Source organism: Peribacillus saganii, from assembly GCF_003429095.1.
GTDB lineage: Bacteria > Bacillota > Bacilli > Bacillales > DSM-1321 > Peribacillus > Peribacillus saganii.
Genome location: NZ_QVTE01000047.1, coordinates 24,497 through 40,806, shown reverse-complemented (window position 1 = coordinate 40,806; position 16,310 = coordinate 24,497). Strand labels below are relative to the sequence as shown.

Genomic DNA, 16,310 nt, shown 5'->3' with positions numbered 1-16,310 from the left:
TTATTTATATGTTAACTTATATCGCAATTGCCGTGGCCCTTTTCTTTGCAATGAACATAGGTGCAAGCGGAACAGCGGCCTCAATGGGCGCACCATATGGGGCGGGGGCAATAAAAAACAAACGGCTGGCACTTCTGTTAGTTGCGGTTTCAGCATTTTTAGGTGCTTTTCTAGGCGGCGGTGAAGTGGTTAAAACCATAGGGGAAGGAATTATCCCATCCGATATCCTGAATGCCGAGATTGTAGTTATTATTCTAATAGGGGCCACTTTAACACTTTTTATAGCAAACCTTGTTGGAATTCCTTTGTCTACAAGTGAAGTAACCGTTGGGTCAATCATAGGGGTTGGAGCGGCATTTCATGCTGTATATACGGATTCATTAGTTGTGATCATTTCATTCTGGATTATCATTCCAATTACTTCTTTCCTGATTACCTTTGGTTTAGGCTACCTGATTAAGACTGCGGAAAATCGGTGGACATTACTTACAGGAACCGGACCCTGGACAAAATGGCTTTCATTATTACTAGTTCTAGGCGGCTGCCTGGAAGCCTTTTCTGCCGGAATGAATAATGTTGCCAATGCAATTGGACCTCTTGTGGGTGCAAACCTGATTTCTGAAACAAATGGTCTTCTAGTTGGTGCCCTGTTCACTTCCTTTGGTGCCATTCTTTTAGGAAGCAGGGTATTAGAGACGAACGGTAAGGAAATAACAAAACTTTCTTTATTACAAGGAAGTGCAGTTTCGTTTACAGGCGGCACATTAGTTATTATCGCCTCAGTCTTTGGACTTCCTATTCCATTAACCCAGGTAACAACCTGTGGAATCCTGGGAGTTGGGGCTGCTAAAGACGGTTTTGCCATATTACAAAAAAATGTGATCAAGCGTATAGGTTTGGTATGGATCATTTCTCCTTTGGCTTCACTTGTCGTGTCGTATCTCTTAATAAATTTATTTACCAAATTTAATTTTTTCAACGTCTTAATAGTAGGAAGCGCTATAATTGTAGCAACTGGTACAATTTCATTATCTAAAGTCGTAAAGAATGAAAAAAGAAGCTTTTATGATGAAGGCGGAGGAATATAACATTAATAGTATTGAAATAGTTTAAGCCATATGGTTTAAACTTTTTTAATATGAAGGGTTTTGGAGTGATTAATTTTAATAATAAAATAAATTTACTGAAATACTGCAGCTAATAGTTGCTAACTAGTCTACGAAAACCTTTTTATTGTTTTACCTGTAGCAGGAAATATTCTTCCAACAATTATTACTATAGGAAAAATACCTTCGTTCCAGTACTCTTCCCTGAATGGGAGGTTTATAATGCTGACTAAAATAAAAAAGAACCGTAGAGATTTATCTACAGTTCTTTTTAAAATTAAAATTTAGTTTTGTTTCCCAATGAATAATGTTCATTACCCACCAAATTATGTATGGTGGAGACGGTGGGAGTCGAACCCACGTCCAGACATAACGGCACTTAAGCTTCTACGAGTGTAGTCGACATATTGGCAATTCGCTTACCCGGCAGCCTATCGACAGGCTTTGGAGCAGCTAGTCTGGTTGTTCTCTTCCTTCATCCTCAGACGGTGGAATCCGGCGTAGCCCACTTAGAGTGAGTCCCTTACCCTACCACATGGGCAATGGAGGGAGGAACCGCAATCAACTGTTATTAAGCAGCGAAAGCGAAGTTGTTGTTTTGTTTGCCAGTTATAGGCTTTGACGTTTTAACGAGGCCGATCCCCTCGACTCGCAACCTAAGCTCGAACTATCCCTGTCGAATCCGTAGCGTCCCCATGAGATGGCTGTTGCTATTAGGCAACAACGAAATGGAGCATACGAAGAATGAATGGCCAGCTTGTTTGCTGATATTCAATTGTGTCTTACATTTAATATTATAACATATTTACGTTATTTTTCAATTGTAAGGTCCTGTAAATATCTACATCTTCTGCCGTTCACGCAAAGCCCGCTCGATCTCACGGTTGGCATCCTTCTTCTTTAGCGTTTCTCGTTTATCAAAATTCTTTTTCCCTTTACCGAGGCCAATTAATACTTTAGCAAATCCGTTTTTTAAGTAGACCTTTAAAGGGACGATTGTGTAGCCCTCTTCCTTCGTTTCTCCTATTAGCTGGTTTATCTGCTTCCTGTGCAGCAGAAGCTTCCTTGTCCTTAAAGGATCATGGTTGTACCGGTTACCCTGTTCATATGGACTGATGTGCATATTATGGAGAAACAATTCTCCGCGCTCAATTCTCGCAAAGGCGTCCTTGAGATTTAATCTTCCTGCACGAATTGCTTTTATCTCGGTTCCCTGCAGTACAATTCCAGCTTCATAGGTTTCTTCTATAAAATAATCATGGTTTGCTTTTTTGTTTTGTGCTACTTGCTTGCCTTCACCCTTTGGCATGTTAACTCCCCCTATAAGAAAAGCGAAAGCGCCCTGGTCAGCCCCGACAAGCATAAGACAAGCGCTGGCAGAAGGCGCTTTTTGCCTTCCGAAGCGATTGGCTTATGACCTCGAGGCCGGCTTAGATCGCCACGTCCTGTGGCGACGCCGGCACTAGCACGTCCTGTGCGTCGGGGCTGGGCGCTGCAGCTAGACGTCTGTACTTGGTAAAAAAGTATACTTTTATAGCTAGAAATTGCGAAAGCGCCCTAACGCAGGAAGGACAGCTAATTGCGCCACGTCCTGTGGCAACGCTGTCCTGACCCACATCCTGTGGCCCTCCGACTAAGGTTGTGACGGTACTTGGGGACAATACTCGAGGCCGGTGTCGCCACGTCCTGTGGCGATGCCGGCACTAGCACGTCCTGTGCGTCGGGGCTTTATTTTCCTACGGAAAAAAAGTTGCTGGGCGCTGAAGCTAGACATCTTTACTTATTAATAAAGTTTTACTAATTAATTTAGAAAGAAAACCGAAAACGCCCTGATCAGCCTTCAATTATGGCAACGGTCAAATGTTCCACTATCAAAGAAGAATCGTTTGGCGCAGAAATGCTCTATTTATAAAAGGTACTCATTCTCTTTTAAACATGATATCAAATTTTAAGGATTACGGCAATTTAAGCGGGTTCAGCAAAAGGTAAGAGCCTGCTGCAGAACAGGCTCTTACCTTTTTCAAACATCATTTTACCTTTTCTTCGGACGTTTGCTTTTGCGCTTGGCAGCTGGAGCGTTTTCATAGTACTTCTTTGTCCGCTTCGGCTTATTATCAGAAGCAGCACCGCTTTTAGTGCGCCCTCCGCCGTTATTTCTGCCACCGCCGCCGCCATTTCTTTTTCCTTCACTTTTGCCGGCACGGTCATCCTTACTCCGCTTCCGGTCGCTTGGAGCCGCCCGGAAGATTCGCTTCTCTGTATCCTCGCGCCTTCTGTTATCTTTCATGCCGGCGATCTCAAAATCAATCGCGCGTTCTTCTTTATTCACATTGACAACACGAATTGAAATCTCGTCCCCTATACGGAACACCTTGCCTGAACGCTCGCCAATCATGGCCAAATGCCGCTCATCGAACCTGTAATAATCGTCTGACATTGCACTAACATGGATAAGGCCCTCAATTGTGTTAGGCAATTCCACGAACATACCAAAATTGGTTACAGAGGATATGATGCCATCATATTCCTCGCCAATTTTATCAAGCATATATTCCGATTTCTTCAGGTCATCTGTTTCCCGCTCAGCATCTACTGCACGCCGCTCCCGATTGGAAGTATGATCCGCAATTTCCGGCAGCCTGGCATCCCACTTTGCCTGTGTTGATTCATCAATTTTCCCCTCAATCAGATAATTACGGATTAACCGGTGAACAATCAGATCGGGATAGCGGCGGATCGGTGATGTAAAATGCGTATAATAGTCGGTTGATAATCCAAAATGCCCAAGGCTTTCAGGATCGTATTTTGCCTGCTGCATGGAACGAAGCATAACCGTTGAAATAACCATTTCCTCCGGTTTTCCTTCAACCGCTTCAACAATTTCCTGAAGCGCACGCGGATGGACAGAGTTCGCTGATCCCCTCACCAAATATCCAAAGTTCGTAATGAACTCAAAGAAGCGTCGGAGTTTTTCTTCCTTCGGCTCTTCATGGATTCGGTAAATAAACGGCACTTCCATCCAATGAAAATGTTCAGCCACCGTTTCGTTAGCCGCCAGCATGAATTCTTCTATTAGACGTTCAGCGACTGAACGCTCGCGAAGCACCACATCTGTCGGGTGTCCTTCCTCATCCACAAGCACCTTTGCTTCTTTAAAGTCAAAATCAATCGCGCCGCGCCGCATTCGCTTATCTCGAAGAATTTGAGCAAGCTCCTCCATATCCTTGAACATCGGGATGATCGGTTCATACCGCTTCATCAATTCTTCATCATTATCAACCAGTATTTTATTCACATCGCCGTATGTCATACGTTCCACAGTCTTAATGACACTCTGGAAAATTTCATGGTTCACAACTTCACCCTGAGGAGTAATTTCCATTTCACATGTTAATGTCAGTCTGTCTACCTGTGGATTTAAAGAACAGATTCCGTTCGACAGGCGATGCGGGATCATCGGAATAACCCGGTCCACTAAATACACACTTGTTCCGCGTTCAAAAGCTTCCCTATCGATCGGTGAATTTTCGGTAACATAATAGGAAACATCTGCAATTGAAACACCCAGCTTATAATTGCCGTTATCTATCCGCGTCACGGTTACGGCATCATCCAGATCCTTTGCGTCCGCCCCATCAATGGTTACAATCGTTTGATCACGTAAATCTCGCCTGTTCTCCAGCTCGCTCTCAGCGATCGTATCAGGAGTATCGACGGCCTGCTTCAATACATCCTCTGGAAATTCAAGCGGGAGGCCATGCTTGTAAATAACAGACAGGATATCAACCCCTGGGTCATTCTTATGCCCGAGAATTTCGATGACTTCCCCTTCTGCACTTGTACGCCCTTCCGGATAAGCGGTAAGCCGGACGACCACCTTATGGCCTTCCACAGCACCGGCAGAGGCATTTTTAGGAATAAAAATATCATTGGTGATTTTTTTATCATCTGGAACCACAAAGCCGAAGTGCTTGCTTTCTACGTATGTACCGACCACTTCGGTTATGCCGCGTTCAACTATTTTTTCTATCGTTCCTTCTTTTCTGGATCCATTAGATTCTGTTGAAACCCTGACCAGCACGATATCCCCGTGCATCGCATTCTTCGTTTCATTTGGCGGAATAAAAATATCATCCATTCCGGGTTCTTCCGGTACCACAAACGCAAATCCCTTAGCATGGCCTGTTATCTTCCCTCGAATTAAATTCATTTTTTCCGGGAGTCCGTAGCGATTGCTGCGCGTCCGGACAACAAGGCCCTTTTCCTCCATATGCACTAATGCTTTGACAAAGTCCTTAAAATCAATTGAATCTTGAACTCCCAATGCCTGTTCCAGCTCCTGGACTGTCAAAGGCTTATATGCTTCTTCCTTCATAAAGGAAAGAAGCCTGTCAACATGCTGGCGTACACTATCCTCCATATAAAAACCTCCTCTTTAAAGGTATGAATCCGCGAGAGGAAATCCCTTAATGCTGCCAATCAAGCGATTCCAAAAACTGATAGACATCCTCATGCAGCTGGTCACGTTCCTTATCAAGAGTAATAACATGACCTGATTCTTCATACCATTTTATTTTCTTGTTATTTGATTCTACTTCGTTATAAATAATATTCGCACTGTCTATATTAATCATACGGTCATGACGCCCCTGAACCACAAATGTGGGAGCATAGATTTCATCGACATGAGCACGTACATCAGCGATGAGTTCCTGGAGGGCCTTAAGCGTTCCCATCGGTTGAAAAGCCGCCATTTCACTCTCAATTAGTTCTCCGGATTTCCCTTCCCGCTTTTTAAATTCTCTGGCGTACTCTAAGACGCCTTTATACATGGTTTCTTCGCTTTTTATGTACATAGGTGCACACATTGGTACGATACCCTTTACAGGTACAGTGTAACCTAATTTCAGGGAAAAAACCCCTCCCAGTGAAAGACCGGCTACTGCAATCTCCTGGTGCCCTTTACTTTTCAACAAATCATAGGCCATCATGACATCCTTCCACCAATCACGCGGGCCTGTATGCACCAATTCCTCAGGAGGAACTCCATGCCCTTTATATTGGGGTGCATGGCAAGTATACCCTCTGCTTTCCAGGTAGCGGCCCAGCATCCGGACATCGGCGGAATTCCCGGTAAAACCGTGCAGCAGCAAAACAGCACGCTTACCTCCTTCAAATGTAAATGGCTCCGGCATTTTAACTCTCATATGTATTGCTCCCTTTTATTCTTGTTGTTAAGATTACAGTGATTATAGATTCTATATAGAATCCCACAGAAGTAAAAAATTTAATCAAATGATTGATTGACTTACAACTTCTATTTAAACAGAGTTTTTCTCTGGAAGCTAATCCAACGCATACAGAAAAACAGCAAGTGCCCTGGTAAGAAGAAGGATAGTTAAGCCCGCCACGTCCTCACAATCCTGACGCTTTGTTTCGTGCGATGTTTCGCTGCCGAAGAATTCCTTTTCCTCTGGCGACGCCGGCACTATCACGTCGTGTGCGTCGGGGCTTTAATTTCCTCCGAAAAAAGGTTGCTGGGCACTGAAGCTGGACATCTGTACTTGTTAAAAAGTATACTTTATTAATTCATAAATTAAATCGTGGTTATCTGTTCTCTTATTAATGTTAAAACCATATGTAATTGAGAGAGAAAAACATTCAATAGATGTAAAAAAACCCGGCCTCTGCCGGGTTTTACTTGATCTATTTATCCTAAAACAGGATTATAGGTTTAAATATGTTACGGCCAATGTTAAAACGAAGAATAAAACCGATAAAACAACTGTGATGCGATGAAGCACTAAATCGATGCCTCGAGCTTTTTGCTTGCCGAAAAGCTGCTCAGCACCGCCAGAGATAGCACCTGATAGCCCCGCGCTTTTTCCTGACTGAAGCAAAACCACAACAATAAGTGCGATACAAACAATAACTAAAAGTGTAACCAAAAGTGTGTGCACGAAGTTCCACCTCCCGAAACAAATAGACATTACTTTAACTGTAACATATATAGGGCCAGACTACAATGAAGATTTGATAGGGCAGGTAATTGCATTAATTAATGTTCACATCAGCATTAGTTTATGCTCCCAATAAAAAAATCTGCCATCACGTCTGACGGCAGATTTTTCAATGAATTATTTCTTTAAGTTATAGAATGACTTTAGCCCATCATAAACAGCTAACTCACCAAGCTCGTCCTCAATGCGAAGCAGCTGGTTGTATTTAGCGACGCGGTCTGTACGGGACATTGACCCTGTTTTGATTTGACCTGCGTTAAGGGCAACAGCAATATCAGCAATTGTTGCATCTTCTGTTTCACCGGAACGGTGGGAAACAACCGCTGTATAGCCTGCACGCTTAGCCATTTCAATAGCATCAAATGTTTCTGTAAGTGTACCGATTTGGTTTACCTTGATCAGGATTGAGTTAGCAATTCCTTTTTCAATACCTTCAGAAAGTTTTTTCGTATTTGTAACGAACAGGTCATCACCAACTAATTGAACGCGATCGCCTAGGCGGTCTGTTAATAGCTTGTGGCCATCCCAATCGTTTTCGTCAAGACCATCTTCAATGGAGATGATCGGGAATTCATTTACCAATTCCTCATAGAAGCTGACCATTTCTTCAGAAGTCAAGCCAGTACGGCCCTCGCCTGCAAGATCATATTTACCCGTTTCTTTGTTAAAGAATTCAGAAGAAGCAACGTCCATGCCAAGAAGAACATCTTTACCTGGCTCGTATCCAGCCTTCTTGATTGCTTCGATAATTACTTCCAATGCTTCGCGGTTAGAGCCTAGGTTTGGAGCGAATCCGCCTTCGTCACCTACAGCTGTGTTTAGGCCTTTAGATGAAAGAACAGATTTTAATGAATGAAAAACTTCTGCACCCATGCGGATTGCTTCTTTAAATGTTGGAGCTCCTACAGGAAGAATCATGAATTCCTGGAAGTCAACATTGTTATCAGCATGAGACCCCCCGTTTATGATGTTCATCATTGGAGTAGGAAGCTGTTTCGCATTTGCTCCACCAAGGTAACGGTACAAAGGAAGCCCCACTGATTCAGCAGCAGCATGTGCACATGCCATGGAAACACCAAGGATTGCGTTAGCTCCAAGCTTCCCTTTGTTTTCAGTTCCGTCTAATTCGATCATTGTACGGTCGATTCCAACCTGGTCAGTTACGTCCATGCCAATGATAGCTTCAGCGATTTCTTCGTTTACATTTTCTACCGCTTTTTGTACACCTTTTCCAAGATAACGGGATTTATCTCCATCACGAAGCTCCACTGCTTCATATTCACCGGTAGACGCACCGGATGGAACGATTGAACGGCCAAAAAAGCCTGATTCAGTCATTACTTCAACTTCAACTGTCGGATTTCCGCGTGAATCAAGAACTTCGCGTGCGTATACATAAGAAATAAATGGCATATTACATTTCTCCTTTTATAGAAAAGTTATTTTATAAGTGATTTTCCAGTCATTTCAACTGGTTTCTGTACTCCAAGCAAGTCTAACACAGTCGGAGCGAGATCTCCAAGAATTCCATCCTCACGCAGCTCGCGCCCTTTTTTGGTGACAATGACGGGAACAGGGTTGGTCGTATGGGCAGTCATAGGATTGCCTTCAAGAGTCACTACTTCGTCTGCATTTCCATGGTCCGCGGTAATAATGGCGGCGCCTCCTTTGGCAATAATAGCATCCACTATCTTCCCAAGGCACTCGTCAACAGTTTCTACCGCTTTAATGGTCGGCTCCAGCATTCCAGAATGCCCAACCATATCAGGGTTTGCAAAGTTTAAAATAATTGCGTCGAATCTGTCATTCTCGATTTGATCCAGCAACGTTTCCGTCACTTCATAAGCGCTCATTTCCGGCTTTAAATCATAGGTAGCAACCTTCGGTGAATTAATAAGAATCCTCTCTTCACCTGGAAATTTATCTTCACGGCCGCCGCTCATAAAGAACGTGACATGAGGATATTTTTCTGTTTCAGCGATACGAAGCTGGGTTAAATTGTTCTGGGCAAGTACTTCTCCCAACGTATTATCCAAATTTGACGGTTTAAACGCCACATACCCATTTACTGTTTCCGAAAAATGGGTCAAGCATACGAAATAAAGGCTTTTCGGATGCTTTTCTCCACGATCAAACGCTCTGAAATCTTCATTTGTAAACGTGTTTGAAATTTGGATAGCCCGGTCAGGGCGGAAATTGTAGAAGATAACAGCATCATTATCTTTTATCGTTGCAATTGGCTGTCCAGCATCATCTGTTATCACCGAAGGAAGAACAAACTCATCGAAAATTCCGTTTCGATAAGAATCTTCTACACATTCCATTGCAGAAGAGTACACAGGACCTTCACCGTAAACCATTGATCTGTATGACTTTTCAACACGGTCCCAGCGTTTATCACGGTCCATTGAATAATAGCGTCCTGAGATAGTGGCAAACTGTCCAACACCGATTTCCTTCATTTGCTCTTCTGCTTCACGGATAAACCCTTCAGCAGTCTGCGGGCCTACGTCGCGGCCATCAAGAAAACCATGTACATATACTTTTTCAATGCCTTCCTTCGCAGCAAGCTTCAGCAGCGCATACATATGATTAATATGGCTATGAACGCCTCCGTCAGAGAGAAGCCCGAATAAATGAAGGTCAGTCCCATGCTTTTTCGCATGTTCCATTGCGCCTTTAAAAGTTTCATTATCCTGGAATTCACCATCACGGATTGCTACATTGACACGAGTTAAGCTTTGATACACGATCCGTCCCGCACCAATATTCAAATGGCCTACCTCTGAATTACCCATCTGACCTTCGGGGAGGCCGACCGCCTCTCCTGAAGCGATAAGCTGGGCATGTGGATATTCATTCCAGAAACGCTCGAAATTAGGTTTCTTTGCCTGTGCAACTGCATTTCCTTTTCGCTCTCCGCGAATCGCGAAACCATCTAAGATGATTAACGCAACAGGTGCTTTACTCATACTGGCCTGCCTCCAATAATTGCAGGAAAGACTGACTTTGAAGGCTTGCTCCTCCTACAAGGGCACCATCAATATCAGACTGTGCCATATACTCTTTAATGTTTTCCGGCTTCACACTGCCGCCATACTGAATGCGGACTGCATCCGCAGCTTCCTGTGAAAATTGGGAAGCTACTACAGAACGGATATGGGAGCATACTGCATTAGCATCTTCTGAAGTTGAGGACTTGCCTGTCCCAATTGCCCAGATAGGCTCATAAGCAATGACTGTATTTTTCACTTGCTCTTCCGTAAGCCCATCAAGAGCCCTTTTAACCTGGTTTCCTACAAGCTCATTCGTTTGTCCGCTTTCACGTTCTTCAAGTGTTTCACCGCAGCAAACAATCGGAATGAGGTTGTATTTAAAAGCTGCAGCTGTCTTTTTGTTGACCGTTTCGTCTGTTTCATTAAACATTTCCCGGCGTTCAGAATGACCAATGATAACATATTGAACCCCTAGGTCAGTAAGAGCAGCAGGACTGATCTCACCTGTGAAAGCACCATTTTCTTCATAGTGCATGTTTTGTGCACCTACTTTAAGATCACTTCCTTCTGTAAGCTGCACAAGCTGATCAAGGAAAAGTGCAGGAGCACATACCACTGACTCGACCTTATCATTTGCAGGGACAAGCGATTTTACTTCCTCTACAAAACTTCTAGCCTCAGACATCGTTTTGTTCATTTTCCAGTTTCCAGCGATAATTGGTTTACGCATTAGGCAGACCATCCTTTCTGTATTAAGACGGTTTAATATAAACGAGTTTCAAACTTAGTACTTATTTATCGTTCAGTGCTGTTACGCCAGGGAGTTCCTTGCCTTCCATGAATTCAAGAGAAGCTCCGCCGCCAGTTGAAATATGGGACATTTTATCAGCCAGGTTGAACTTTTCAACCGCAGCTGCTGAATCTCCGCCGCCGATAACACTATAAGTATCCTTTGATTCCGCGAGTGCTTCTGCTACCGCTTTTGTACCCCCGGCAAATATGTCAAATTCGAAAACACCCATTGGTCCATTCCAGATAACAAGTTTAGAATTTTTAATGGCATCAGCATATAAGGCTCTCGTTTTTGGCCCAATATCCATTGCTTCCCAGTCTGATGGAATAGCATCGATAGCAACTTCCCGGGTATTTGCATTAGGAGAAAAATCATCGCCGACGATTGCATCTACCGGCGTCAGGAACTTCACGCCTTTTTCTTTCGCTTTATCCATAAAGGATTGGGCAAGCTCAATCTTATCTTCCTCGAGAAGTGATTTACCAATTTCGTGTCCTTGTGCTTTAACGAATGTATAAGCAAGTCCTCCGCCAATAATCAAGGTATCCACTTTTTCAAGAAGGTTTTCAATTACGCCGATTTTATCCTTTACCTTCGCTCCGCCAATAATAGCGGTAAAGGGTCGTTCTGGATTGGACAAAGCTTTGCCCAGAACATCCAGTTCCTTTTCCATTAAAAGGCCTGAAACCGCAGGAAGATGCTTTGCAATCCCCTCAGTTGATGCATGGGCGCGGTGAGCTGCACCGAATGCATCATTTACATATACATCCGCAAGCTCAGCAAAAGCTTTGGCTAATTCAGGGTCGTTTTTCTCCTCGCCTGGATAAAAACGAACATTCTCCAGCAGCAACACTTCACCATTATCCAGCTTTTCAACCTCAGCTTTAGCGATGTCACCATATGCCTCATTTGATTTCGCGACATTTTTATTAAGCAGCTCGCTTAATCGTTTAGCCACAGGAGTCAGCCTTAATTCCTCGACAACTTTTCCCTTAGGACGGCCAAGATGGCTTGCCAGAATTACTTTCGCTCCTCTTTCAGAAAGATACTGAATAGTTGGGATTGCTGCTCGGATGCGTGTATCATCTGTTACATTCCCATTTTCCATCGGAACGTTAAAATCCACACGGCAAAACACGCGCTTTCCACTTACATCGATATCCTTGATTGACTTCTTATTCATTGACAAAGGACCTCCTCTTTAATTAGGGACTGTATGTTCAACCCTTTGTTGCTTATTAAGTAAGAAAGAGGAGAAGGGCATACATCCCCGCTCCCCTTTATCCCTTTTTCATTATAGTCATAATCGGCCAGAATAACCAAGATTTGTCTAGGTCTAATATTAGTAAATTTATGACTGATTATCCGGTTTTTCTACTATAATTTTTACAGTCCTTTTTTACCGATGAAATCGATTAGATCGACTACGCGAGTTGAGTAACCAGTTTCGTTATCATACCAAGAAAGAACCTTAACCATGTTTCCTTCCATCACCATTGTAGACAAGCCATCTACAGAAGATGAGTACGGGCTTCCGTTATAGTCAGTTGAAACCAATGGAAGTTCGTTGAACTCAAGGATGCCTTTTAATTCGCCTTCAGCTGCTTCTTTAAGTGCTGCGTTGACTTCTTCAGCAGTTGTGTTCTTTTCAAGCTCTGCAACAAGGTCGACTACAGAAACGTTTGGCGTAGGAACACGCATTGCCATCCCGTTCAATTTACCTTTTAATTCAGGCAATACAAGGGCCACTGCTTTTGCAGCTCCAGTTGTTGTAGGAATGATGTTTTCTGCTGCAGCGCGTGCACGGCGATAGTCACTGTGCGGCAGGTCAAGGATCTGTTGGTCATTTGTGTAAGAGTGAACAGTTGTCATCATACCGCGCTTGATACCGAACTTATCGTTTAGAACCTTTGCAAATGGCGCAAGGCAGTTAGTTGTACATGAAGCGTTAGAAATTACATCATGGCTTGCTGGATCGTACTTATCGTTGTTAACACCCATAACGATTGTAATGTCTTCGTCACTTGCAGGCGCAGAAATTATTACTTTCTTTGCTCCAGCCTCAAGATGCTTCGCTGCGTCAGCGCGCTTTGTGAAACGTCCAGTAGATTCTACCACTACTTCTACTCCAAGATCGCCCCAGCCTAGCTGAGCTGGATCACGTTCTGCAAGAACTTTTATCTTTTTGCCTGCTACCACAAGGGAATCTCCGTCAACAGTTACTGTTTCACTTAATTTACCGTGAACTGTATCGTACTGCAATAAGTGTGCAAGCATATTTGCATCAGTCAAGTCGTTTATTGCAACGATTTCCACTTCAGGGTTGTTCATTGCTGCGCGGAATACGTTACGTCCAATACGTCCAAAACCGTTAATACCAACTTTTACTGCCATAAGAAAAATTCCTCCTTAATCATTCGGAAAATAATATTTTTATTTAAAAAGGGGATTACCCCTTTATTAACTCAATTGCTGCCGCTTCATCGGTAATTAAAATGGTCGAGGCAGGCGTTGCTTTCATATAGGAACTGATTGCTTTAGCCTTTGAGGTTCCGCCGGCAACAGCAATAACACTTTGAATAGGCTTCAGGTCGTTTAGCTGGATGCCAACTGTCCGAACTTTATAGACAATTTCACCATTTTCATTGAAATAGTAACCAAAAGCTTCTCCTACCGCGTGGCCCTCTTCGATAATTTTTATATTTTCAAGGGGCGTTTTTCGCCTTTCTGCCATTTTCATCGCGTCGCCAATTCCATGAATCACCATGTTAGCCTGTTTTATCAGCGAAAATACTTCTTTAATGCCCGGGTCCTTTAAAAAGGATTGATACGCTTCATCGCTTACTTGGTCAGGGACATATAGAACCTTATAGGAAGCATTCGTTTTGTGGGCCATTTGAGCCGCAATCGTATTGGCCTGATTATGGACATTTTCTCCCAAGCCGCCGCGGGCAGGCACAAACAGCAGGTTTTGGCCGTTCGTTGCCGGTGTAAGCATATTAGCAACTTCTGCAATTGTTGAACCGCCAGTCACAGCTATGATATTTTCCCCTTGCCACTCTCTTTTCATGCGGGCCGCTGCAGCTTTTCCAAGTTCGCTTTTCACCCATGGAGACTCATCGCTATTGCCGGGAACAATCACTGCCTCTTTAAGATTGAGGATGTCCCTCAGCTTCTTTTCCATTATGTCTATACCCATTACTTCTCTCATTATTCCCTCTAGTTTCTGAAGGATATCCTCACCTTCAGCAGACAAACGCATCCCTGAGCTGAATACCTCAATCAGGTTTTGTTCTTTTAGAAACTCAACCTCGCTGCGCAGCGTTCTTTCAGTAAGATTAAGGCTCAGCGCCAGGCTCCTGCGGCCAACCGGCTGCATGGATCGGATATAACGGAGAATATGGTAACGCTTTTGCATAACATTTAAGAAGTCAGGCAATAATCTCTGTTGAATGTCTAGTAACGAGCGCACAAGCAACTCTCCTTAATATGTAGAGTAGCTGGACTGTTTTAGTCCCACTGTGACATATTATGTCCCGCAATATCTAAAAAAAATCACCCCTGCTACACCACATATATTAACAGGAATGAAATTGTACTTCAACTAATAAGATTTTAAATTTTTTCGAAACCGGTTTCTATCCTTATACATCCATTAATCGGTTCCGAAGATCCTTTAAATCCAGATTTCCGTATTGGATTGCCTCACCACGGTATTCTAGGACAGGAATCATAAGCCCATATTTTTCGATAAGAGCATCATCGCTATGTATATCCACTTCCCTGAACGAAAATTCCCCGTCAAGGAGTTCTTTCGCCTTATCGCATAACGGGCATTTCTCTCTCGTATATAATATTAATTCATCCAATGCTGTTCAGTCCTTTTCCCAAAATAGCGGATTCCTTTCAGCTTACATCCCCGCTCAGTGAAGCAGTCAACTTTTTAATCAGTGAAAACTAAAATCCTAATATTTAAGGTTTGTATACAAAAAAGGCGGCAGCTTTTACTAAACATTTAACTGCCCTTCCTCTATGATGTGATCACTATTTTACTTATAACGTTTCCGCTTGGAAGATGACGGAATCCCAAGCTGGTCACGGTATTTCGCAACTGTTCTTCTTGATAGCACAATTCCGCATCTTCCTTTTAGTATTTCAGAGATATCCTGGTCAGAAAGGGGTTTCGTTTTGTCCTCGTTATCGATTACAGATTGAAGCTCTTTCTTAGCCTGGAGCACAGATATGTCGTCCTCTGAGACTGTCTGTAAATTAGTTGAGAAAAAAGCCCTCATCTCAACTGTGCCAAACGGCGCCTGGACAAACTTTTCCTTGACCGCACGGCTCACAGTAGATTCATGGATCCCTAACTCCTCTGCTATCTCTTTCATCGTCATTGGCTTTAAATGAGATAGTCCTTTTGAAAAACAATGAGGCTGTTTTTCAACGATTTTACTCATTACTTTAACAATTGTTTCCTTGCGCTGCTGAATGCTTCTGGCAATCCATTGAAACTCCTGCATTTTTTCCTGGATAAATTGATTAACTTGCTGATCTTTATGTGTTTTCATTTGCTGATAATATTCCTGGTTAAGGGTAAGCTTTGACCCGGTGGCGTCGTAGGTTCCCACCAAGTATTCCCCATTTATACATTCTACAATAACATCTGGAACGATATATCCTGGTTTTTCAGCAGCGAAGGCTGAACCCGGACGGGGATTTAGAGATTGTATAAAATCAAACACTTCCTGGATGGCTAATAACGAAAGGCCTGTTTGTTTGGAGAGCTCTTTCCATTTCTTTTCAGCAAATAAAATAAAATGTCCGGACAGTATTTGCTCTGCGGCTTCATACCAGCAGCTCCCCCTTAACTGAATAAGCAAACATTCCTGAAGACTTCTGGCTCCAATTCCGGCAGGCTGGAGGCTCTGTAGAATGGATAAAGCTGAATGCACAAGTTCCTCAGGCCAGTTTTTTTCTTTTGCGATGTCCGATAAATCCATTCGAAGATAACCGTTCTCGTCCAGGCTGTGAATTAAATATTGGACTGCCTTTAACAGCATCTTTGAAAGCTGCTGAAAGTTCAATTGCGATATTAAATAGTTTTCAAGTGTCTCATGGTCATCACTGATTTGTTCAATCCAGGCTTTCGGATCTCTTCCCTGCCCTGTTTTTCGTTTATTAATTCTCGGATTATAAGAATGCTGTCTTGTATGATCAATTACGATCAGGGGATTTTCCATTGATTTGCTCTCTAAAAAAGAAGTGAGCTCTTGTGTTGAATATTGTAAAAGCGTAATTGCCTGACTCAATTCCTGTGTCATGGCCAGCTTTAGCGATTGCTGTTGAAAAAGGCCTGCTTTAATATTCATCCATCACACCCCCAATTTTTATTTTA

13 protein-coding genes and 1 other RNA gene are annotated in these 16,310 nt (G+C 43.1%); 1 reads left to right on the top strand and 13 read right to left on the bottom strand.

Annotated features, from left to right (window positions below):
• Positions 1 to 8 precede the first annotated feature (8 nt).
• Positions 9 to 1,088, top strand: a complete 1,080-nt coding sequence (locus D0469_RS16330) for an inorganic phosphate transporter (RefSeq protein ID WP_117327790.1) — start codon at positions 9 to 11, stop codon at positions 1,086 to 1,088.
• A 351-nt stretch (positions 1,089 to 1,439) separates the two neighbouring features.
• Here D0469_RS16330 and ssrA read toward each other — a convergent pair.
• The 13 genes from ssrA to rpoN form a co-directional block, all read right to left on the bottom strand.
• Positions 1,440 to 1,801, bottom strand: a transfer-messenger RNA (tmRNA) gene (ssrA, locus tag D0469_RS16325).
• 146 nt (positions 1,802 to 1,947) lie between these two features.
• A complete protein-coding gene (smpB, locus tag D0469_RS16320) occupies positions 1,948 to 2,415 on the bottom strand; it encodes an SsrA-binding protein SmpB (protein ID WP_117327789.1) in 468 nt (155 codons plus the stop codon).
• A 723-nt stretch (positions 2,416 to 3,138) separates the two neighbouring features.
• On the bottom strand, positions 3,139 to 5,526 hold the full coding sequence (gene rnr, locus D0469_RS16310; RefSeq protein WP_117327787.1) for a ribonuclease R: 2,388 nt from the start codon (positions 5,524 to 5,526) through the stop codon (positions 3,139 to 3,141).
• 46 nt (positions 5,527 to 5,572) lie between these two features.
• Positions 5,573 to 6,313 (bottom strand): alpha/beta hydrolase, encoded by a 741-nt coding sequence (locus D0469_RS16305; RefSeq protein ID WP_117327786.1) that lies wholly within the window; start codon positions 6,311 to 6,313, stop codon positions 5,573 to 5,575.
• A gap of 519 nt (positions 6,314 to 6,832) precedes the next feature.
• A complete protein-coding gene (gene secG, locus D0469_RS16300) occupies positions 6,833 to 7,066 on the bottom strand; it encodes a preprotein translocase subunit SecG (protein WP_117327785.1) in 234 nt (77 codons plus the stop codon).
• 177 nt (positions 7,067 to 7,243) lie between these two features.
• The gene (eno, locus tag D0469_RS16295; RefSeq protein ID WP_117327784.1) at positions 7,244 to 8,539 is read right to left on the bottom strand and encodes a phosphopyruvate hydratase; all 1,296 of its coding nucleotides are present in this window, start codon (positions 8,537 to 8,539) and stop codon (positions 7,244 to 7,246) included.
• Between the two features lie 26 nt (positions 8,540 to 8,565).
• Positions 8,566 to 10,098 carry a 2,3-bisphosphoglycerate-independent phosphoglycerate mutase gene (gpmI, locus tag D0469_RS16290; protein WP_117327783.1) on the bottom strand — a complete coding sequence of 511 codons (1,533 nt, stop codon included), beginning with the start codon at positions 10,096 to 10,098 and terminating at the stop codon, positions 8,566 to 8,568.
• Positions 10,091 to 10,852 (bottom strand): triose-phosphate isomerase, encoded by a 762-nt coding sequence (gene tpiA, locus D0469_RS16285; protein ID WP_117327782.1) that lies wholly within the window; start codon positions 10,850 to 10,852, stop codon positions 10,091 to 10,093. Before tpiA ends, gpmI begins: the two co-directional genes overlap by 8 nt.
• Before the next feature lie 61 nt (positions 10,853 to 10,913).
• Complete coding sequence (locus tag D0469_RS16280) at positions 10,914 to 12,098, bottom strand: phosphoglycerate kinase (protein WP_117327781.1); 1,185 nt, start codon at positions 12,096 to 12,098, stop codon at positions 10,914 to 10,916.
• A 203-nt stretch (positions 12,099 to 12,301) separates the two neighbouring features.
• On the bottom strand, positions 12,302 to 13,309 hold the full coding sequence (gene gap / locus D0469_RS16275; RefSeq protein ID WP_117327780.1) for a type I glyceraldehyde-3-phosphate dehydrogenase: 1,008 nt from the start codon (positions 13,307 to 13,309) through the stop codon (positions 12,302 to 12,304).
• Positions 13,310 to 13,364: 55 nt separating this feature from the next.
• Positions 13,365 to 14,387, bottom strand: a complete 1,023-nt coding sequence (locus D0469_RS16270; protein WP_117327779.1) for a sugar-binding transcriptional regulator — start codon at positions 14,385 to 14,387, stop codon at positions 13,365 to 13,367.
• A gap of 172 nt (positions 14,388 to 14,559) precedes the next feature.
• Entirely contained in the window at positions 14,560 to 14,784 is a 225-nt protein-coding gene (locus D0469_RS16265) for a glutaredoxin family protein (protein ID WP_117327778.1), read from the bottom strand.
• Between the two features lie 180 nt (positions 14,785 to 14,964).
• The gene (gene rpoN, locus D0469_RS16260) at positions 14,965 to 16,284 is read right to left on the bottom strand and encodes an RNA polymerase factor sigma-54 (protein ID WP_117327777.1); all 1,320 of its coding nucleotides are present in this window, start codon (positions 16,282 to 16,284) and stop codon (positions 14,965 to 14,967) included.
• Positions 16,285 to 16,310 lie beyond the last annotated feature (26 nt).

Bases quoted from the DNA above. Each gene is read 5' to 3' on its own strand.
- smpB (WP_117327789.1), bottom strand. From the start codon at position 2,415: ATGCCAAAGGGTGAAGGCAAGCAAGTAGCACAAAACAAAAAAGCAAAC.
- rnr (WP_117327787.1), bottom strand. From the start codon at position 5,526: ATGGAGGATAGTGTACGCCAGCATGTTGACAGGCTTCTTTCCTTTATG.
- gpmI (WP_117327783.1), bottom strand. From the start codon at position 10,098: ATGAGTAAAGCACCTGTTGCGTTAATCATCTTAGATGGTTTCGCGATT.
- rpoN (WP_117327777.1), bottom strand. From the start codon at position 16,284: ATGAATATTAAAGCAGGCCTTTTTCAACAGCAATCGCTAAAGCTGGCC.
- tpiA (WP_117327782.1), bottom strand. From the start codon at position 10,852: ATGCGTAAACCAATTATCGCTGGAAACTGGAAAATGAACAAAACGATG.
- D0469_RS16305 (WP_117327786.1), bottom strand. From the start codon at position 6,313: ATGAGAGTTAAAATGCCGGAGCCATTTACATTTGAAGGAGGTAAGCGT.
- eno (WP_117327784.1), bottom strand. From the start codon at position 8,539: ATGCCATTTATTTCTTATGTATACGCACGCGAAGTTCTTGATTCACGC.
- D0469_RS16330 (WP_117327790.1), top strand. From the start codon at position 9: ATGTTAACTTATATCGCAATTGCCGTGGCCCTTTTCTTTGCAATGAAC.
- D0469_RS16280 (WP_117327781.1), bottom strand. From the start codon at position 12,098: ATGAATAAGAAGTCAATCAAGGATATCGATGTAAGTGGAAAGCGCGTG.
- gap (WP_117327780.1), bottom strand. From the start codon at position 13,309: ATGGCAGTAAAAGTTGGTATTAACGGTTTTGGACGTATTGGACGTAAC.